This window comes from Salinibacterium hongtaonis, from assembly GCF_003065485.1.
Lineage (GTDB): Bacteria > Actinomycetota > Actinomycetes > Actinomycetales > Microbacteriaceae > Homoserinimonas > Homoserinimonas hongtaonis.
The window spans coordinates 1,869,238-1,889,319 of record NZ_CP026951.1; the positions used below are offsets into that span (position 1 = coordinate 1,869,238).

14 protein-coding genes are annotated in these 20,082 nt (G+C 64.7%); 5 read left to right on the forward strand and 9 right to left on the reverse strand.

Annotated features, from left to right (window positions below; all coding sequences use genetic code 11):
- Positions 1 to 60: 60 nt before the first annotated feature.
- From C2138_RS08990 to C2138_RS09030, 9 genes are all read right to left on the reverse strand, one after another.
- Entirely contained in the window at positions 61 to 2,436 is a 2,376-nt protein-coding gene (locus C2138_RS08990) for a transglutaminase domain-containing protein (RefSeq protein ID WP_108517210.1), read from the reverse strand.
- On the reverse strand, positions 2,433 to 3,746 hold the full coding sequence (locus C2138_RS08995) for a DUF58 domain-containing protein (protein WP_108517212.1): 1,314 nt from the start codon (positions 3,744 to 3,746) through the stop codon (positions 2,433 to 2,435). Before C2138_RS08995 ends, C2138_RS08990 begins: the two co-directional genes overlap by 4 nt.
- A gap of 7 nt (positions 3,747 to 3,753) precedes the next feature.
- Positions 3,754 to 4,722, reverse strand: coding sequence for an AAA family ATPase (locus tag C2138_RS09000; RefSeq protein WP_108517214.1), 969 nt, complete (start codon positions 4,720 to 4,722; stop codon positions 3,754 to 3,756).
- 16 nt (positions 4,723 to 4,738) lie between these two features.
- Positions 4,739 to 10,276, reverse strand: a complete 5,538-nt coding sequence (locus C2138_RS09005; protein ID WP_159078190.1) for an Ig-like domain-containing protein — start codon at positions 10,274 to 10,276, stop codon at positions 4,739 to 4,741.
- Positions 10,277 to 10,456: 180 nt separating this feature from the next.
- Positions 10,457 to 11,173, reverse strand: a complete 717-nt coding sequence (locus C2138_RS09010) for a hypothetical protein (protein ID WP_108517218.1) — start codon at positions 11,171 to 11,173, stop codon at positions 10,457 to 10,459.
- Positions 11,170 to 12,819: a serine/threonine-protein kinase gene (locus C2138_RS09015; RefSeq protein ID WP_108517220.1), complete on the reverse strand. Its 1,650-nt coding sequence runs from the start codon at positions 12,817 to 12,819 to the stop codon at positions 11,170 to 11,172. Before C2138_RS09015 ends, C2138_RS09010 begins: the two co-directional genes overlap by 4 nt.
- The gene (locus C2138_RS09020) at positions 12,819 to 14,018 is read right to left on the reverse strand and encodes an FHA domain-containing protein (RefSeq protein ID WP_159078191.1); all 1,200 of its coding nucleotides are present in this window, start codon (positions 14,016 to 14,018) and stop codon (positions 12,819 to 12,821) included. The genes C2138_RS09015 and C2138_RS09020 overlap by 1 nt, the downstream gene beginning before the upstream one ends.
- An 83-nt stretch (positions 14,019 to 14,101) precedes the next feature.
- A complete protein-coding gene (locus tag C2138_RS09025) occupies positions 14,102 to 14,947 on the reverse strand; it encodes a PP2C family protein-serine/threonine phosphatase (protein ID WP_108517223.1) in 846 nt (281 codons plus the stop codon).
- Positions 14,948 to 15,023: 76 nt separating this feature from the next.
- A complete protein-coding gene (locus C2138_RS09030) occupies positions 15,024 to 16,067 on the reverse strand; it encodes a TerC family protein (protein WP_108517225.1) in 1,044 nt (347 codons plus the stop codon).
- Positions 16,068 to 16,360: 293 nt separating this feature from the next.
- Between C2138_RS09030 and C2138_RS09035 the strand changes: the two genes are divergently transcribed.
- The 5 genes from C2138_RS09035 to C2138_RS09055 all read left to right on the forward strand — a co-directional run bounded on the left by C2138_RS09035 (position 16,361) and on the right by C2138_RS09055 (position 20,073).
- Entirely contained in the window at positions 16,361 to 17,098 is a 738-nt protein-coding gene (locus tag C2138_RS09035; RefSeq protein WP_108517227.1) for a TIGR00645 family protein, read from the forward strand.
- Positions 17,095 to 18,129, forward strand: coding sequence for an FUSC family protein (locus C2138_RS09040; protein WP_108517229.1), 1,035 nt, complete (start codon positions 17,095 to 17,097; stop codon positions 18,127 to 18,129). The genes C2138_RS09035 and C2138_RS09040 overlap by 4 nt, the downstream gene beginning before the upstream one ends.
- A gap of 101 nt (positions 18,130 to 18,230) precedes the next feature.
- Positions 18,231 to 19,184 carry an alcohol dehydrogenase catalytic domain-containing protein gene (locus C2138_RS09045; protein ID WP_108517231.1) on the forward strand — a complete coding sequence of 318 codons (954 nt, stop codon included), beginning with the start codon at positions 18,231 to 18,233 and terminating at the stop codon, positions 19,182 to 19,184.
- A 62-nt stretch (positions 19,185 to 19,246) separates the two neighbouring features.
- A complete protein-coding gene (locus C2138_RS09050) occupies positions 19,247 to 19,732 on the forward strand; it encodes a nucleotidyltransferase family protein (protein WP_108517233.1) in 486 nt (161 codons plus the stop codon).
- On the forward strand, positions 19,729 to 20,073 hold the full coding sequence (locus C2138_RS09055) for a HepT-like ribonuclease domain-containing protein (protein ID WP_108517235.1): 345 nt from the start codon (positions 19,729 to 19,731) through the stop codon (positions 20,071 to 20,073). Before C2138_RS09050 ends, C2138_RS09055 begins: the two co-directional genes overlap by 4 nt.
- Positions 20,074 to 20,082 lie beyond the last annotated feature (9 nt).

Here is a 20,082-nt window from a genome sequence, read left to right on the forward strand (position 1 = left end):
TGGACTCCCCTCATGTTTGTTCAGCGAGTCATGCTACCCCACCGGCGTGACTCGGCCTCGTCAACCGGTGCCGTTCTCGCCCGTCTTCTTCGTCGAGATTCGCTTCGCCCAGTCGCGGGCAGAGCGGATGCGGTAGCGGGCAACAAAGAGTCGCGTTCTGTTCAGCCCGCGGCGGCCTGCCTCAACTGCGGCCTGCGCCTCACTCCACGCCGCCTCGCTGCGCTCAGCGCTGATCTCTTGCCCAGAGAACACTGCCTCATCGGTTGCTGTTGCCAGCGAGCTCAGCGGCACCAGGCGCTCCCCCGCCACCTGGTCTTCGAGGTGTGTCGCGACACCGGTACGGGTTGTCGCGGCAGGCACGTCGTAGCCGAGCTCGGAAAACTGGTCTACAAGCTCTTCCCACGCACCGGCAACGCTGTGATGGGGCGGAGCTGAGCGCCGGAGTCTCGCTCGGCGCGCCTTGATCAAGCCCACGACGAACATGGGGATAAAGAGCAGCGCGAGCGGAATGAGGATGCTCAGGCCGAGCACATAGACCCATCCAGGAAGGATGAACCAGGCTCCCTCGTCGTCTTCGTCGGTCTCTTCGAGTTCCACCGGCGAAAGAAGGTCTTCGTCGTCGGTGTCAGCGCGCGGCGGCTGACGAACCTGGGGCTGCGGTTCGCTCTGCGGCTTGGGCGTCTGATCCTGGGGGATGTCGGTCTCGTCGGGCGTGGGGTTGAAGGCAACCCAGCCGACACCGTCGAAGGCAACCTCGACCCAGGCCGTCACATCGTCGCCCGTGACCTCAACCGCTTGGCCATCGGCGATCTCAGGGGCGAACCCCATGACCACGCGCGCCGGGTAGCCAAAGCTGCGTGCCATGAGGGCGAAAGCCGACGCGTACTGCTCCTGATCACCCACCATCTGATTGCGCTCGAGAAGGTCCACGATGCGGTCGGCACCGTGCCCGGCCCGCGAGGCAACCGAATCGGAGGCACGCCCGTGGCTCAGGAATCCCTGGGTCGCCAGCGCGATGCGAATTGCCTCAAGCTGAGCAGCAGGAGAGGATGCCGAGGCGGCATATTCCTGCGCCTTCGACGTGACGACATCCGGAGACCCCTCGACAGGGGGAAGCTCCACGCTCGCGATGGGAACCTCGGCGAGGTCGGCGGCCGTGACGACGCTCTGCACTGTGGCGTCGATCGTGTAGCTGTCGCCCTCGCGCAACCCCGACGTGAGCACGGCGGTGCCTGTCGAGCCGTTGTAGCGCAGGTTGTCCGTGGCCCCGCTCGCTGCCCCGTCGATGAAATCGAGGGATTCGGGGTAACCGACACTGGGCACCCACACATCGGCATAATCGCCGATCGTGAAGACGACATCGCGCCGAGCATCCGGTGTGACGAAGGTCTGCTCGGGCAGCGAGCGACCCACGAGCCTGAACGAACCCGAACCGCCCGTGCTGGCGTCGGCCCCTGTGACATTCCACAGCTTGCCGTTGAATGAATCGAGCGTTGCGAGCCGGATGACATCGCCGTTGCGCAGGCCGTCTACCGTGAACAGCACGTCGTCGGTGACCTGCTTGGTGTAGTGACGAAAGCCCGAGAGAGGGCTGGGGTACTGCAGCGGATCGAACGGTGGTTCGATCTCGTCCCGCAGCACAAATCGTTCGTCCTGGGCGGGAGCCATCCAGAACCCTGCGCCGCCGCCGAGAAGCACGGCGCCGACGATGACCACGGCGGTTCCCGTGAGCTTGCGGGCACGAAGCCTGCGCGAGGCCTCCTCCGAGACGGAGCCTGCCGACTGGTGCCGCCAGCCCAACCAGATGAGGGCAAGCACGCCAAAGGTGACGCCGCGGATCCCGGCCTGAAACGGATCTTCTGTGCCGATGAGGATGCTCGCCAGATAAATGGCGATCGGGCCAATGAGGGCAACTCCAAAGCGCCAGGCGGTGCGCGGCCGAGCGGAAAGCCATCGAGTTGCCAGCGAAACCGAGACGAGAGCGACCAGCCAGGTGGCCACATATGGCACGACCGGAATGTACTGGGGGGCCCCCACAGGGGTGCTGAGGGTGACGATGTCGGCCCACCCGAAGACGGCACCCACCGTGAGGCTCGTGAGGGACTGCAGGCTCGGCAGCACCCCGAGGAATGCTTGCTGGGGCACCGCGAGCGCTGTCCCGAGGAGAAAGTAGGCCACGAGCGCCACGAGGATGGTGGGCACGAGGGTGAGTCGATACATCGAGGCGACGATGCCGCTGGCCGCGCCGACGGCAAGCCCCCCGAGGGCGGGAAGCAAGAAGCTGTAACCGCCGAACGATGGCTGAAAGCCGATGAGGCCGATCACTGCGAGCGTGAGTAGCACCGCGATATCTGCCCAGACGCGCGGGGTGGGCATGCGCAGCTTCTGAACGGCTCGCCTCTGCGCCGCCTGCTCAGCTCCGGTGTTATCCGTCATCGTCCGAGCCCCCTGATGAGCGGAGGCAGATCGGCCAGGTCGCCGATCGTGATCATGGTGAGCCCTGCGACAACGGAGATTTTGGGTTCAGAACCGTGGACCACGCGGAACCCCACCTGACTCGTGTCCTGCCCGAACAGCGACTGAATGCTCCTGAAATCGGCGATGGTCATACCCGAACCGCCAACAATCATCACCACGCTGGGGGCCGGCAGCCGTCGAGTGCGCTCCCGCGCAAACTCGCGCAGGGTCGAGAACTCGCGGCCGCTGGGCTCGATGCGGCACGACGCATCCATCATGGAGGTCACCGTCTGGGTGCGCCACATGCCGGATTCGCTCACGACGTTCATCTGCGTGCCGTCGCGGATGATCTGAGCGGCGATCGACGCCGTCACCGATATCGCAAGCTCGAACTCGTCTTCTGTTGCGTAGAGCTCGCTGCGCGAGGCATGAATCATGGTGACTTGCGAGCGCCGTGTCTCCTCGAACTGCCGCACCATGAGCTGGCCGATGCGCGCGGAAGTTCTCCAGTGAACGTAGCGGCGGTCGTCGCCAGGAACATAAGGCCGAAGGGCGTGAAAAGCGATGTCGTTGTTGGTGATCTTCTTGGAGACCTGGCCCTCAAGGTCACGCACGAGCCCCGCGGCTGACGGCGCGAGGCGCACGGTGCGCGGATGCACGAACAGGTCAACGGGGTCGGCCCACTTCTGTGCGCGGCGCAGCAGGCCGAGCTGGTCTCCTCGCACCGATTCGGCGGGGCCAGCGACGATGACGGCACGTTTGTGGGTGGGGACGGCGAACAACTCTTCGTGCTCCTCCCCCGCCTTCATGCCGGGAAGCTGAAACTCGGCAAGCCCGCGGCCGACGGGCAGCTCCATGCGGGTCGGCGGCAGCGCGCGCTCCCCCGTGTTGGTCACCACCATGCGGCCCATCGCCCGGTCACCCACGACAACGCGGCGAGGGTTCAGCTCAATGAACACCCCAAACGAGGAGCGGCCCACGAGAAAGAGCGTGCTCACGAGCAGCGCAGCGAGGAGCACCGTTGCCAGGTACATAAACTCCTGCCAGCCAAAGATCAGGCTGAGAACGAGCGAGAGCACGCCAAGGGCAACCACGAGCCAGCCCAGCCCCGTGACAACGTTGAGCACCGGCCCGATGCCGCGCCAGATCAGGCGCACAACGGGCGTGACGATGGCGCCGATCGCCGTGAGAAGACGGCGTGCCGAAGCCGACGCGCGCGTCACCCCACCGGCGAAACGGGTGGCACGAGTGCCGCGCGCATCGAAGCTCGCTGTGCTTGAAGCTGACATCGTTCGGCTACGCCGCCCGGTAGGCAGGCGGCTCGATGCCCACCAGGATGCGGCTCACAATGTCCTCTGCCTTAACGCCGGCGAACTCCGACTCGGGGTCGAGGATGATGCGGTGGGCCAGCACGGGAACGGCAAGATCGCGCACATCGTCGGGGGTCGCATACGTGCGGCCCTGCGTGATAGCCCAGGTCTTAATGGCCCTAGCCAGGGCCATCGCGCCTCGCATGCTCACGCCGAGCACAACATCCCGATCCTTGCGAGTGCCCTCGACGATGTCGCTGAGATACTGCATGACCGACTCGTCGACAAAGACCTCGGATGCGAGCGCCGCCATCGCCACGATCGATTCGGGCTTGATGATGGGCGAGACGAGCGAGGCCCGAGCGCGGGTGGAGGAATCCATGAGCAGCGCGACGGTCGTCTTGGTATCGGGGTAGCCCAGGGTCGTCTTGATGAGGAACCGGTCGAGCTGCGCCTCTGGCAGCTTGTAGGTTCCGGCCTGCTCCACCGGGTTCTGCGTTGCGATGACGAGGAAGGGGGCGCCGACGGGATGCCCCTCGCCGTCGATCGTCACGACGCCCTCCTCCATGACCTCGAGCAGGGCGCTCTGGGTCTTGGGGCTGGCGCGGTTGATCTCGTCCGCGAGCACGATTGAGGCGAAGATCGGCCCCTTGTGAAACTCGAAGCGGCCCTTGGACTGGTCGAAGATCTGGACCCCCGTGACGTCGGAGGGCAGCAGGTCTGGCGTGAACTGGATGCGCGAGGTAGACCCGTCGAGCGTGTTGGCGAGGGCCTTGGCCAGCACTGTCTTGCCCGTTCCGGGGTAGTCCTCGAGGAGCACGTGTCCGTCGCTGACGAGAGCGGTGAGCACAAGCCGGATGACGTGGTCCTTGCCCACAATCGCCTTATCCACGTTAGCGATGAGCTTCTGGAAGGCGTCAGCGAACCACGTCGCCTGCTCCTGGGTTACTGGCATTTCTGGCCTCTCTGGATCACGGTCTGAAGTCCACTACGTTGCTCTTCCTGCCATCGACTTCCACGTAGGTGTTCGGGAAGCCACAGTGCGGAGACGACGGCGCGAAATGGTTGCCGGAGAACGACGTTCGGTAGCCCATGTTCGAGCCGTTGCAGAAGAATTCCACTGTGTGGCCACCGCCCCCGAAGTTCTCCAGGGTGATGTCGAATTTGTGGCACCCTGAGCTGCCGCCGCTGCTCTGACAGCCAATCGCCCCGCCCTTGCGGAGCACGACCTTCGGCGGGTCGGGTTCCGGCGGGGGCGGGGGGGCTTCGATGCGGCCCCGCACGGGGCCCGCGACGGCCCCCGCTCCTGACTTGTTTACCGCACGGACGCGGAGGTCGTAGTTGCCCTCCGAGAGCCGGCTCTGCGAGTACTCGGTCCTGGTACCGACCCCAACCCAACCACCGTTGTTGAGGCTCACCTCGTAGGACAGGCTTGCCTGACCGCCGGGGCTCGCGCTCACGGCGTTCCAGTGCCAGGTGATGCTCCCTGGCGCTTCGCCGTCGGAGACCCGAGCACCCAAGCCGCCGGGAGCTGGCGCCACACCCTGCGTGGTGATGCTTCCCACCGGCGAGGTTCCAGTGCCGCCGGACTTCTGGCCGGTGTTCGTCGCGAACACCCTCACGGTGTGGCTACCCGCTGGCAAATTGCTCAGTGTGCCGGTCGTCGTGCCCTGGGTGGTGCCCGACTGCGCGACATCGCCGCCGTTGACGAGCTGCCACGTGTACGTCACCGAACCTCCGTTGGGGTTGACACTGCCCCAGCTGGCGGAGAGGGAACCACCGGGCGCCCACTGGTCCGAGACCGACATCGTCACCGTGGGCGTTCCGGGGGTGCCGTAGGGAATAACAGCGTTACTCGGTGTCGACCATGCGCCGGGGCCGTGCTGGTTGATGGCCCGCACGGAGAACGTGTAGGCGGTGCCGTTAGTGAGGCCCGTGATGGTGCAGGAGGGCGGGGCGCAGGTGGTCGGCGTTGAGGATCCGGGGCTCGAGGTGACCTCGTAGCTTGTGATCGGCTTTCCGTTCGAGGCGGGAGCGGCGAAGCCAATCGTCACGGCGCCTTCGTCACCCTGCGTCGGCACCGTCGGCTTGCCCACGGCATCCGGAACATCGCTCACGGTGAGGGTAATCGTTCCGTTGACGCGGCGATCGTTGTCTTCTGTGGCGTCTTCGATCGTGTAGATGACCTCGACAACGCCGCTCTTGAGCGAGGGCGACGGGGTGATCTTGACCGAGGTCCCGGAGTGAGTCACCGTGGCCGGCTCGCCGGAGTTGGAGACCGTGGCCTCAACGATTGTGAGCGGCTCGCCCGTGGTCTGGTAGGGGTTCGAGTCGTTCGTGAGCGGATTGACCGTGATGGATCCTCCGCCGTCACCACCGCCCCGCTTCATCTCGTGCACATCGGTCACGGCCACGGCGAGCGGCTTGCTCGAACCGACCACCGTCACGTTGATCGTGCCGGGAACCTCGAAGTCATCCCATCGAAGCGTGACGCCCAACGTGACCGTCGTGCCCTTTGGTGTGTTTCTCGGCACCGTGAGGGTGAGTTCGCTGCCCGAGAGGTTCGCCTGCAATCCGGATGCCTGGCCGGTGATGTTGGAATACGTCACCTCTTGCAGAATCCGGGGGTTGGGGTGCCCCGTCGAGGCGCGCAGGTCGACCATCGTGGTCTCCCCCACCTCAACCTGCGTGTTGGGCGTTGTGAACTCCGGTGGGGTGTCGCGGAACTCTGGGTCGCCCACGATGATCGGCAGGGTCAGATTGGCGGTGTTGCCCTTGGGGTCGTTCTTAGACGAGCCGTCCGTCACCGTGAAGTTGATGGATGCCGGTCCGCGGTAGTCGCGAACGGGCGTAAACCGCAGGGTGTCTTTGTCGACAAAAGGCGACTCGCCGTTCGACTGGATTGCGGTGACCGAGGTCTCGTCGGCGATCCAGGCCGCCCGGCCGGAGGGCACCTTGACGATCCCCGAGAGATCCCACTCGCCCGATTCGTTCATGGAGACGTACTGAATGGGCAGATTGGGGTCGATGTAGGGCGGGTCATCGAAGTCTTCGTCGACCGCAGCGGGGATGAGGATGAACGCGAGCGCGCTCAGCTCATCGGCCTCGTTGGTCACGCGGTAGGCCACCGCCTGGCGCTTCTTGCCGGGCGTCACCTCGATCTGGCCGTTTCGCTCGAGTAGCTGCGCCGAGGACTTGTTGGGGCCTTCGATGCTCACGACGAGGTCGGAGTTCGGCCCCGACGGGTTGAACGCATAACCATCGAGCACGTCCACCGTGAAGGTCTCTTCGCCGGCGATGTCCTTGGTGAGAATCTGCACGTCTTCTGCCGTCGGCGGCAAAAGGGGCGCATCCTCGGTGACCTGCACGAGCACATAGCTCATCACCGAGCCGCCGCGGTCGTTGCTGAGCTCATAGCGAATAGTGAACGACTGCACATCGTCTGGCGCCTTCACCACGAGGAATCGCTTGTCGATGACCTCAGCGTCGATGCCCTCTGGCACATCGACGAGCGTCTCCGAAACCTTGATGGGCGCGCCCTGCGGGTCTGAATCGTTCGCCATGAGGTCGACCTGCGCCAGGCGGCCCGGGCGAATCGAGACGCTGTCGGGAACAGCGCTCGGCTCCTGCAGTTCGTCCGGCTCGGGGATCACGGCAATCTTGATCTCGCCGACTCCGGTAGCGCCGAAGGCGTCGTAGACCTCATAGCTAAAGACGTCGGTGCCCGCCGCTGCCGAGGATGCTTCGTAGTAGAAGTAGCCGGGGCCGACCTCTCCCACGGTGCCGAGCTGAGGGCTGATGGGAAAGTTGAGCAGCTGGGTTGAGTCGCCGTCGGGGTCGATGCCGTTCAGTGGCACGTCGACCCGGATGGCATTGCCGGCGAGAACTCGGGCGACCAGCGGCACCGGGATGGGACTCTGGTTGTTGGCCTCATCCTCTGCGACGACGGTGAAGACGACGGTGGCTGCGGCGGTCTCGCCGAAGGGATCGAGCACTCGATAGTCGAGGCGGTATTCGCCCGGCTCCCGCGGCGCCTGATAGCGCACGGTGTCGCGGCTCACGAACGCGATTCCTTCTGCGGGCTCTGTGATGAGCTTCTCGTCCAGGAACATCGAGGAGTCATCCGGATGAAAGTCGTTGTCGAGCACATCGACCGTGACGATGTCGCCCACCCGCACGCGCGCGGCGTCGTTCTGGGCCACGGGCGGCTGGTGTTTGGTGAGGGCAGGCACGGGCACGACGGAGACGCCCGCCGACGCCGTGGATACGCCATCGGAGATCGTGTAAGTGAAGGAGGCCTGCGCCGTGAGGGCCGCAGGTGAGGTGACTCTCACACTCGTGGAGGCCAAAAGCTCGACGACCAGGCCCTTTGCCTTGTATTCGGCAGGAACATCGACGCTCTGCACGGCGAGTACGCGGCCAGACGGCGAAACGTCGTTGCTCAGCACGGAGACGGTCGTCGGCTCGTCACCCCGGAGATAGGCGATGTCCTTGACGGCCACGGGGGGCAAGGATGCGTCGTCGGGCTTCTCCAGCACGTTGATGCGCACTATTCCTACGCTCGAGGTGGCCCCTGCGGTGAGGGTGTACTTCACGTAGTTGATGCCGGGCTTGGACGAAGAGAACGAGAGCGTGCCGGTATCCGACGAGAAGCTAGCGCTGGTGGATCCGCCCGGCTCCTCGATTCCGATGAGGGCGAGCTGGGCGCCGGAGGGCGAGATGTCGTTCAGCAGCGGCTCGACGACCACCATCTCGTCCACGAACGTTTCCGCAAAGTCGGGGGTGCCGATGGGGTTGAGCGATCCGGCCGGTTCGACCGTGACGACGAGGGTCCCAGTGACGGCTTCGCCACGCCCGTCGGTGACCTGGAAGGCCACCTCCTTCTCCCCCAACTCGGAGGTCTGGTGGGTGAAGGTCACGAAACCGTCTGGTGTGAATCGCACGAGGTCGCCGGACTTCGGCGACGCCCCGATCAAGAAGATGTCGTCCCCGTCGGGGTCTTTCCAGTCGGCCAGAACGTTGTAGCTCACGGTCTGGTTTGCCTCAACACTGATTCCGCCGATGCGAACGGGGATCGGCAGGGCGTTCGACTCATCCGGCACGACGCGCGCCGTGACTCGGGCGCTATCGCTTCCCTCCCGGCCGTCGTCGACCGTGTAGTTGAGGGTCACGCTGCCCACGAAGCCAGCCGCAGGGGTGAACTGAAGGGCACGCCCGCCATCGATCGTGTCGATGCGCCCCGTCGTCTCAGAGATGGCATCGAATGCCGAGATCACCAGAACATCGCCGTCGGGGTCGGTGTCGTTATCGAGCAGCGAGAGAATTGTGGTGCGTGCCGGGCGGATGCCGAAGTCGTCGTCATTGGCGGTGGGCGGTCGGTTGGTCTCGGTGCGCTCCGCGAGGGTGTCTTCGAACGATTGGATCGCCGACTTCTCGTCGCCGACCTCCTCCGTCTCCTGCTCCTCCGGCGGGGTGACGTCTTCCCAGTTCTCCACGAGACGCATGTTCTCGTCGACGAGCCACACGTTTCCGTTGTCGAGGTTATTGAGCGCGATTACCGTGCGGTTGACCCGGAACTCAAGCGCACTGCCGCGGGTGGGCTGCTCGATGTCGACCGGAGCTGGTTCCTGCCCGTCGCAGGCGAGAACATACTTCTGCGCCCCGGCCCAGGCACCGTGCGCGCATCCGTCAAGGGATACGGGAGCAGCAACCTGCGCGGGGTCGGTCACGGCGCTGTCGATATCGGCCGACAGCACGTCGACAGCACCAGAACCGAGGTTGACCGACAGCAAGGACTCGCCCGTTGCCACTATCGCTCGATCGGATTCCGGGCTCGTCTGCTGAAGGCGGAGCCCTGGCTCGTCGCCCAGCGGGTAAACCTTGCCATCCTCGGTGACCAGCTCGTTCGTCGTCTGGTCGAACACGACCGCCCGATCGCCCACCGCGGCGATCTGGAACTCGCCCACCTTGGGGAACCCGCTCTCGACCGGCAGGTCTGCGAGAGATTCCAGCCGGTAGAGCTTGCCCTTCTTGCCAGAGACGGCGAGCACGACGCCGTCCCGGCTGACGGCAACATGCGCGCCCTCGCCGAGCGTGGCGATGGGCGGCTGCGAAACGTAGTTGAACTGCAGGTCGCCCACGGCGGGGATTGCCCACAGCTCGCCCTCGGGCGAGAGGATCGAGAGCAGGTCGCCGCCGAACGCGATTTCGGAGCCCTTGGGCACCTCGATCGCCGACGTGACCTCCGTGGTTGCCGGGTTGACCGACTCCACCCGGCCGCTCGTCGGGTCGTGCATGAACAGGGTGTCGCCATCCTGCAACACATCGAAGTCGGCGCTAGAGGCCACGACGGAGCCGTTCAGCTCATCGATCTGCCGGTTGAGCCTGCCACCCAAAAGCTGTTCGCCGTTGGTGACCCAGACGTCTCGCGAGGTGAGGTCAACATCCGATACCGGGAACCCGGGATGCAGGGCGGCGATCGTGAGAGGAACGCCGGCAACGACTGCCATCACCAGAACGGAGGCTATTGTCTTGCGACTTTGCGGTCGCAGAGCGGAGAGCGTGAAAATGACATCCCCCATACCGATCAACCGTGAATCCTGGGACAACTTAGCAGGTGCTGGCGTCTACCCGCGAGCGGGGGGTATGGGCAGAACTACCCGTTGCGGCTCCGCCCGGAGTCTGCAGCGTCACGCCGAGGCAGGGTCTTGGTGTGCTTCGTCGTTGCGATCGATGAGGTAGAGGTCTTCTTGGCTCACGAGACGCGTGGCAACTGCGTACTCCACGAGGCGCAGCCGGCGATTCGTGGCAAGGTTCCCCTTGCCGCCGCGGAGCCCGGCAACGCCGATCTTGTCGAGCTTCTCGCACACATTGTCGAGCTTGCGGTTAAACGTCGTGATCGACCAATGCAGGCGACGGGCCGCCTCGGCCGATGTCGGAATCTCGCCCCGGCCCGGCGATGACTGACGCAGAATGTGCTCAGCGAGAGCCACGATCAACAGCCGCTGCGACGAGGTCAGCGGAACCGGTGCGATCGTCGTGGAGCCCGCGACGCTATCGGCCATCGCCGACGACGCGTAATAATCCTCGGCGGCGTGAATGGCGAACTCGTAGGTTGTCGACCCCGCGCTGAACAGCACATTCAGTTGGGGGAACACGATGGGTAGCCGCGCGCCGGGGGCGAGCCAGGCCTGAACTTGTCCGGTGGCATCCGACACCGTTGCCGCCAGGAGATTGCCGACGTTGCCCAGCCACCACATGCCGAACTCTTCGTAGATGCGCAGAAACCGGCGGTGCAGGTAGGGGTTGTCGTCGATGACGAGATCGGATTCGCGCCCGACATGAAAGTCATTCGGATGCTCGACGTCGTACCATTCGCCGCAGAACTCGATCTTGAGAGGGTTCATCCCGGGTAGCACTCCTCAAGGGGGTTGGCAGAGTCGCGCCCTGAGCGCACGATGCGCACCTCAACGCAGACGCTGGATCCGTCAAAACCTTCGACCGTGAATGTGCCGTCGGCCGAACTGCGAGCGGGTTCCGCCGCTCCTCGGTCCACGCGCCGCCAGATGAAGGCATCGCCATCCACTGGCTTGGGGTTGTCCACGACAAAGTGCAGGACTCCCGGCTGTTCGCTCACCGAGACCAGCTGGGGCGTGGGGATCGTCTCGATCACCGCCGCGCCTCCGCCACCGGGCGAGGTCGACGGGCTCGGGTCGACCTCGGATGCGCTGGGCACCCCACCGAGTGCAAGGCTGATGGCAACGCCCGCGGCGATGACCACAACTGCGGCCCCTGCGAGCCACAGCACGAGTCGGTTGGTGCGCGAGCCCTGCTCATCGCTTTCGCCATCCTCGACCGCCGGTGCTGTGTTTGCCGGGGGCGCTGGCGGTGGTGTGACGGCCACGCGGGGGCGCACGACGGTCTCACCCACCGCCTCGGTGGATGCCGGTGCTGGCTGAGCATCGATGCGCTGTGCGCCCCGCACCTGCGTCGCATCCTCAGATGCCGCGGGCGGCATAAAGCCGTCGATTCGGGCGGATTCGGGTTGCGCATCGATCGTGGCAACGCCCCTGGCCCGGGTGGCGTCGTCATCGTCTGTGGCGTCGCCCCGCACCGAGTCGTCGACGACCAGGTTGGGAACATCGATCGTAGTGGGTGAATAGCCAAGCTCAAGCTCCACCCGCTGCAGAGCCCGGGCGAATTCGATGGCAGTAGCGAAGCGGTCTTCGCGCCGAGTTGCCATGCCCTTGGCGAGCACCGCCGTGAGCGATCTGGGCACATCCGTGCGAGTGAGAGGCGTGACCAGGCCCCGCTCGATGCGCCCGATGAGGTCGAGCACACCGTTAGACCTGCCGCGAATCTCAAACGGAGTGTGACCGGCCAGAAGCGTGTAGAGGGTTGCCGCGAGCGAAAAAACGTCTGCCCGCACATCCGGGTTGGGGTCGTCCGCGAACATTTCGGGCGGAGACCACGGCACCGACATTCCCACGGACGCGCTGCCCGTGGTGCCGCCAGCATCCGCAGTGAGGGAGTCGATGCTCGCGGTGTGCATCGGCACTTCGTCGTCGACGGCAGAGGAGATGCCGAAGTCGGTGAGGGCTGGCCAGCCATAGTCGTTCGTGAGCACGTTGCCGGGCTTGATGTCGCGGTGCAGAATGCCTGCAGCGTGCGCGGTTGCAACGGCACCGGCCACCCGCACGCCGGTGCGCAAAACGTCGACCACGGGCAGCGGTTCGCGCTTGTACCGCTCCGCGAGGCTGGGGCCAGAGCAGTACTCCATGACGAAGTAGGGGCGGTCGTCTGATGCGACGTCGGCGTGAAAGATCGAGACTATATAGGGATGCGCAGAAAGCTGCGCCATGAGGTTGGCCTCGGCCACGAAGGCGGCACGGTTGGCCGCTGTGAGCTCCTCCGTGAGAAGCACCTTGACCGCGACCCTGCGCTTGGGCAGATGCTGTTCATAGAGAAAGACATCGCTAAAGCCACCGGAACCGAGCAGCTTAATAAAGGTGTACCCCGGCAGCTCTGGCGGGTTGGAAGTCTGCCTGCGCATCACTCGCCTTCCCGCACGGTGAGGGTAACCCCGCCACCGAGGTCCACGACGGTGCCGACGATAACGCTCGTGGGCTCGCCCTGTCGAAGCTGCTGCGCTGGCCGACCGGGCATGATCACCTGGGTGCCGTTGCGCGAGTGGAGATCGGTGACCACCACGGTTCCGCCCTCAAGGGTGATCTGAGCGTGGTTGCGGGAAATGTCTTTGTCGCCGGGGATGATCACGAGACGCGGCACCGAATTGCCCGAAACCTTGTGCGCCGTCGGTGCGCGGCCCACCAGGACCGGTTGACCCGATAGCTTCTCGCGCCCGCCCGTTGACAGTTCAAGAAAGAGGGATGGCGACTCGTCGATGGCGGCAGCAGCGGCGGTCGGCCGCGGGCGCTGGGCGCGCATCCGCTTAATGTCGCTCGAGACGATCGTCATTCCATCGTGGTCGCCTGCGAGGTCGGGCACGGCCGCGGGTTCGACGGCGGCAGGCTCCGCGACGTCGTGCGCCGCCTGCTCCGGGGGCTGGGTCATCGTGGACTCGGCAATGGCACTATTCAGCGGAGCCGTTGTGGGCTCCGACGCTGCTGGCTGCTCCTGCTCGGCATCCGACGCGTGGCGCACTGTGGCCTCGGCAACAACTCCGGCGACGCTGGCAACCCCGGCCACGACGCCGGTCACGACATCAGTGCCGTCTGTGGTGCGCGGCGCACGAACGCCCGCTGGCACCCGCCGCTTTTGCACAACAGTTGCTTCGATTTCGTTATCGAGCGCAGCGCCGGCATCGGCGTCGGCGTCGGCACCCTCATCGGCGGCGCCGACAACAGACCCGGAGCCCGCTCCCCACACCACCCTCGAGACAAAGGCGGCGCCCGATTCGAGCGGCATCCACGGTTCGCCCGCAGCAGGCTGTCCGGGCGAGGAGAGCGTGATGTCGACCCGCGAGACCCCCGTTATGACCTGTTCCGTCCACGTTGCTACCCCGGAGCCGTCCAAAATCTGCTCGGTGCCGGCAGCATCCACCGCTACTCGGATGTCGCCGCGAACGATGGCGCGCACCGTGCCGGAAGGCTCGTCTCCCGACCACTCGATCAGCGCAAACGACGGGGTGGCCGAAAAACCGTTGCGGGTGAGCCAGTCGAGAACCGCCCTAAACCCGGTCGGGGCCAGACCCCAGAGTGCTTCGGCGTCGTCCTGAGTCGCAGGGTTCACAAGCACAAGATGCCGTGCGGTCCCAACAGCCAGCCATCCGTCATGTGCGGCCGGGAAATAGCGGAGGTGACTCACGGATGTGACTACTTTCTGGGTCGGGTCTCTTCGAGATGATGCGGCATACCGCGGTCGACGGTTTCTTCGTCGGCCGTGTGAACCGAGCCAGCGAGCTCGGAATCAACCACGACCACGGTCACGTTATCGGAGCCGCCAGCCGCAAGGGCAGCCGCTACAAGACGATCGGCAACGCTCTGCCCCTCCGGCAGGTGAAACCGATCGGCCAGGATGCTCGCAATCTGGTCATCGTCGAGCTCCTTGGTTAGCCCGTCGGAGCAAACGAGAAAGAGCTGTCGCCCGCCGAGCGGCAACAGCCAGACATCGGGGTCAACGTCGATGCCGACGCCAATGGCCCGGGTTACGACGTTGCGAAACGGATGGGTCGCTACTTCGCGAAGCGAAATCTCGCCCAGATCGAGCAGCTCCTGAACGGCGGAATGATCGACCGTCACCTGCTCGAGCGCGCGCCCGTCCCAGCTATAGACGCGGCTGTCGCCCACATTGAATGCCATCCAGTGGCAATCATCGCCTGCCGCGATGAGCGCGAGGCCGGCGAGGGTCGTGCCAGAAACAGTGCCGGCCACATCGTTGCCGGCCAAGCCCACAACGGCCGAGTTGGAATCGCGAATCGTGCTGACCACGTCTTCGACCGAGGGCAAACCCTGCGGCGGGGAGGCTGCAGCGAATGTTGCGGCCACGGACTGGCTGGCCCTATCGCCAAACGAGTGCCCTCCCATGCCGTCGGCAACGACGAACACGGGAGGGTCAGCAAAAAAGCTGTCCTCGTTGACCTTGCGAACGAGGCCAAGGTCGGATGCCGACGAGACGGCCAGGCGCAGGCTACCCACCGACAGTGTCAGTTCATAGTCCACGCAGGCTCCCCTTGCATCCTGTGGGCGGGGTGATCTCCCGCACCGTAGCAATCATCCCTGCGTTGAACACCGGGCGCTAGTGCGACTTGGGCTTCTCGTCGTCTTCTTCTTCGCCGTGGAAGTTCGGCGCGCCCAACGGCATGGCCAGGGGGCTGCGGTGCAGCTTGATCAGGCTCGCGACAGTGGCGACGACCATGGAGGCCACGATCACACCGAGTGAGAGCCACGTGTTGATCTCGGGGACCCACAGAATCGGCTCGCCACCGTTGATGAACGGCAGCTCGTTGGCGTGCATCGCGTGGAACACAAGCTTGACGCCGATGAACGCCAGGATGAAGGCGATGCCGTACTTGAGGTAGACCAGGCGGTCGATCAGGTCACCGAGCAAGAAGTAGAGCTGGCGGAGGCCCATGAGGGCGAACACGTTGGCGGCGAACACGATGAACGGGCTCTGCGTGATTCCGAAGATTGCGGGGATCGAGTCGAGCGCGAAGACGAGGTCGGTCGTGCCGAGCGCGATGATGACAACAAGGATGGGCGTGAAGACCTTCTTGCCGTCGACAACGGTGCGCAGCTTGCCGCCGTCGAAATCCTCGGTGATGCTGATGCGGCGACGCAGGAATGCAATGATTTTGCTTTCCTTCTCTTCTTCGTCCTCGTGCCCGGTGAACGCCTGGTTCCAGGCCGTGAAGAGCAGGAATGCGCCAAAGATGTAGAACACCCAGCTGAAGTTCTCGATGATCGCAGCGCCAAGGATGATGAAGATCGCGCGCAGCACAAGCGCGATGACGATGCCCACCATGAGCACCTCTTGCTGGTATTTACGCGGCACCTTGAAGCGGGACATGATGATGAGGAAGACGAACAGATTGTCGATGCTCAGGCTGTATTCCGTGAGCCAACCGGCGATGAACTGCCCGCCATGTTCGGCATCCCCCAGGATGAACATGAGAGCGGCAAAGAGGAGCGCGAGACCCACATAGAAGGCGATCCAGAGGCTGGACTCCTTGACCGTGGGAATGTGCGGGCGCTTGTAGGCGAGGATGAGGTCGAAGACGATGATCGCCGTCAAGACAACGAGCGAGCCGATTTCGAACCAGGCGGGCAGGGCAAGTTCCATGGGAATCCATTCATGGGAGGCAGGACAGAGTCCGAAAGTCTCTCCCGCGTCGGCAACAGTCTCGACGCCATCGCGGCCGGGCCAGCATCAGAGATGACCGTATTGACGACCGCGACATAGAGCCTAAGCCCCTAGGGATACTCCCCTTCGCTCGGACTATCGTAACGCAGCAGCCTCGCGGGTTTGGGCATGGAGCAACTCTGGTGAGCACGCGACGTTTTCTTGTGCGGCTGCGACGGTATCCGGCGCGGACCGGGACGTTCTCACAGCAATCCGGCAAATAGAATTCTCATATGAAAGAAACCCGCGAATCCCGACCACAAAGTGCATGGATGTCGGGTGTGGGTTCGCTCATCTTCTTCAGTCGCTGGCTGCAGGCCCCCCTTTACCTGGGCCTCATCATCGCGCAGCTGATCTACGTGGTCGTCTTCATGGTCGAGCTCTGGCACTTGGGCGAGCACGTCATCTCGCACTGGCCCGCCGTCGACGAGTCGATCATCATGCTCTACGTTCTCGGCCTCATCGACGTGGTCATGATCGCGAACCTGCTCATCATGGTGATCATCGGCGGCTACGAGACGTTCGTTTCTCGCATCAACCTCGACGGGCATCCCGACCAGCCGGAGTGGCTCTCGCATGTGAACGCCAATGTGCTCAAGGTGAAGCTGGCGATGGCCATCATCGGCATCTCCTCGATCCACCTGCTCAAGACGTTCATCGAGGTGGCCGACCTGGGCTCGACCAACGTTGAGAACATCACCGGCAACACCTATACGCAGGAAGGTGTGCTCTGGCAGGTCGTGATCCACATGGTGTTCATCGTCTCGGCCATCGCCCTGGCCTGGATCGACAGGATGTCGCTGGGCGGCAAGCCCCATGGCGAGGCGAACGTGTCTCCCGCGTCGGTGCCTGCCCCGCACTCGGCGCCGCCTGAGCTGGTTGCCGTGGGTGCCGCCGCTCCGCGGGATCGCGAGGCGCAGGCCGCTCACTATGAGGCCCTCGCCCGCGAGCTTCGGGCTCACCAGCAGTGACCGAGGCTGCCTCGAGCAGAACCCTCGAGCTTGAGGCAGCCACCCGCGCTGCGATTGCCGTCGCTGTGCCCCTCACCGTTCTCCTGATCGTGGGGCGCATCGACCTGGCCGTATATGCGTCGTTCGGGTCGTTCACCGCGCTCTACGGCCGCAGCGAGCCCTACCGCGTTCGTCTCGTCTCGGTGTCGACGGCGGCCATCAGCCTCACGGCGACAATCGCACTCGGCGTGCTGCTGGCCTGCCTTGGCACTCCCCTCGTGCCGACGGCGACAGCCCTGGTCGCGGTCATCGCGTTCGGCATTCTCGCCCACGCCTCATTGGGGTGGATCCCCGGCCAACCGGTGTTCTTTGTCTTCGCGTTGCTCGTGTGCGCCGCCGTGCCCACCACCTGGGCGGAGGCGCCTGTCGCGATCGGCCTGGCCGCAGCATCCGCAGCTCTGTCGTGGCTGTTGTGCATGAGCGGATGGATGCTGCGCACTCTGGGCGGGCAGCGCATGGCCCACAGGTTCCGCCCTCTTCACCGCACGCCTGTTCGCCGCCTTGCCGCGGTGCGCGATGCGGTGGTGTGGCGCACGATCGCCGCAACCTCGGGCGCTGCCCTTCTGGCGGGGGCAATTGCACTGCTGTTGGGTATCGGCCGACCGTACTGGGCTGTCGTCACGGTGGTTGCGGTGATGCCGCTCGCCCACGCGTCGTTCTCGTTTAGCCGCTCGCTGCACCGAACGCTGGGCACGATCGGCGGTGTTGTCGTGGCGGGGCTCGTTCTTGCCGCGAGCCCCCCGGCCATTGTCATTGTTGTTTTCGCGGTGGTGTGCCAGTTCGTGATCGAACTCCTCATTGGCAAGAGCTATGGGCTCGCGCTCGTGTTCATCACCCCCCTCGCGCTGACCATGAGCAACCTCTCGCAGCCCTCCGAGGTTTTGCCGCTCGTGACTGATCGGGTTGTGGAGACGGCCGTGGGTGTCGCCGTGGCGATCATGCTGGTCGCGGCGCGGCGATGGTGGGTGTCGCGGCGCGCGGCCACGCCATAGCGGCGCGGACCATGTTCTGACCCGGAGTTCAGGGTTCATACATGCAGCAGTCAGCGGCGAGGACTAGACCGTCTCTACACTCGCAGAGATGAGGTTGACCCATGAAGGCATGGCAGTTCACCGGTACGAACAAGCCGCTCGAGTTCAACGAGGTCGCTGAGCCCCATGCGGGTCCCGGGCAGGTCGTGGTTGCGGTGAAGGCCGCTGGAGTCTGCCACTCCGATGTCACGGCGCTCGACGACCCGGGCTGGATGCCGCTCTTTCCCGTGCTCCCCCGCACGATGGGGCACGAGAACGCTGGCGTCATCACCGAGGTCGGCCCGGGAATGGACCACTGGAAGGTGGGCGACCGTGTGGGCCTCTCCCCCGTGATGGGCGACGGCGATGCCCTCGGCTATGGAGTGTGGGATGGCGGCTTCGGGCCGTATCTCCTCGCCACCGACGACAACCTCGTCAGGCTGCCCGACGAGGTCTCATTCGAGCTCGGCGCGATGGCGACGGATGCTGGCCTCACCGCCTACCACGCCATCATGGCGGTCGGCGGCGCCAAGGCGGGCATGAAGGTCGGCGTGATCGGCCTCGGGGGGCTCGGCTATATCGGAGCCCGCGTCGCCGCGCTCTCGGGCGCCGAAGTCTACGGAGCCGAGATCAACCCGGAAACCCGCGCGCTTGCCGACGAGATCGGCCTCACCGCGGTTGCCGACTCCATCGAAGCGTTCAAAGACAAGAACCTCGAGCTCATCGTCGACTACGCCGGATTCGGCACCACAACATCCGCCGCCATCGAGACCCTCACCGAGTTCGGCACGGTCGTGCAGGTGGGCATGGGCCGCCTCGAATCCACCATCAACACTTACCCGTTGATCATCAATCAGCTCAGCCTCAAAGGCTCAAAGTCGGGCACCAAGCAAGACCTCGAAGCCCTCTACGAGCTGATGAAGTCGGGCCAGCTCAACCCGCCCATGAACATCATCACCCAGGCCGAGATCGCGGAGGCAATCGACAAGTTGCGCGCCGGAGGTGTCGTTGGGCGGTTTATTGCCGTTTACGAGTAGGAGTACTTTGCTAGTTGTACAGATTTATGTACATAATCCTGGTCTGGCTCTACTCTTGAACCATGTCGAATATCGTTCCCGAGCCAGTCGCGACCGTCGCGGATGCGCGCTCCTCACTGTCTAAAATCCTGCGCGATTTTCGGCGCGCGCCGTCGACGGCTACCCCCGTGGCGATCGGCTCCCACCGACGCCCGGAGGCCGTGATCGTTCCCTTCGAGCAGTTCCGGATGCTCGCTGAGGGCGGCACACAGCACCACGAGTCGACCCTCGCTAAGCTTCGAAAACGGCGCACTCTCATCCGTCGACTCGCTGCACTCAGCAAGGTAGACGACGTGGCAGTGTTCGGTTCGGTCGCCCGCGAGTCCGACACTGAGTCGAGCGACATCGATCTTCTCGTCTCCCCTTCGCCTGACGCGAGCATGTTCGACCTCGCTCAGTTCGAGATCGACATGGAGGAGCTCACAGGGCGTGCCGTTGATGTCGTGTCACGCAGGTCGCTCGATGCGGATCGCGACCACGCAATCCTCGAGCACGCCGTGCCGCTGTGACCTTGCCACCGGCAGATCGGACTGCGCGCTGGCTCGACGACCTCGATTCGGCGCTCGAAGCGGCCGCGACCCTAGCTGCCCGCGGCGAGACTGCCTTTCAGTCCGATGCGGCGCTCCCCCTTGCCTTCGAGGCGCTGTCAAATCGGGTCGGCGACCTCTGCAAGCGTCTTGTCGCGGCCGATCCAGTTCGTTTCACCGAGCCAATCTGGTCGCAGGCCGCAGGCAACCGCGACTTCGTCGTGCACCACTACGACCGCCTCGACAGTGCCGCGCTGTGGGTCACCGTTACGCGCAGCTTCCCCGAACTCCGAGAGGCTGTTCAGACGCAGCGGAGGACGTGACAGCGGTGT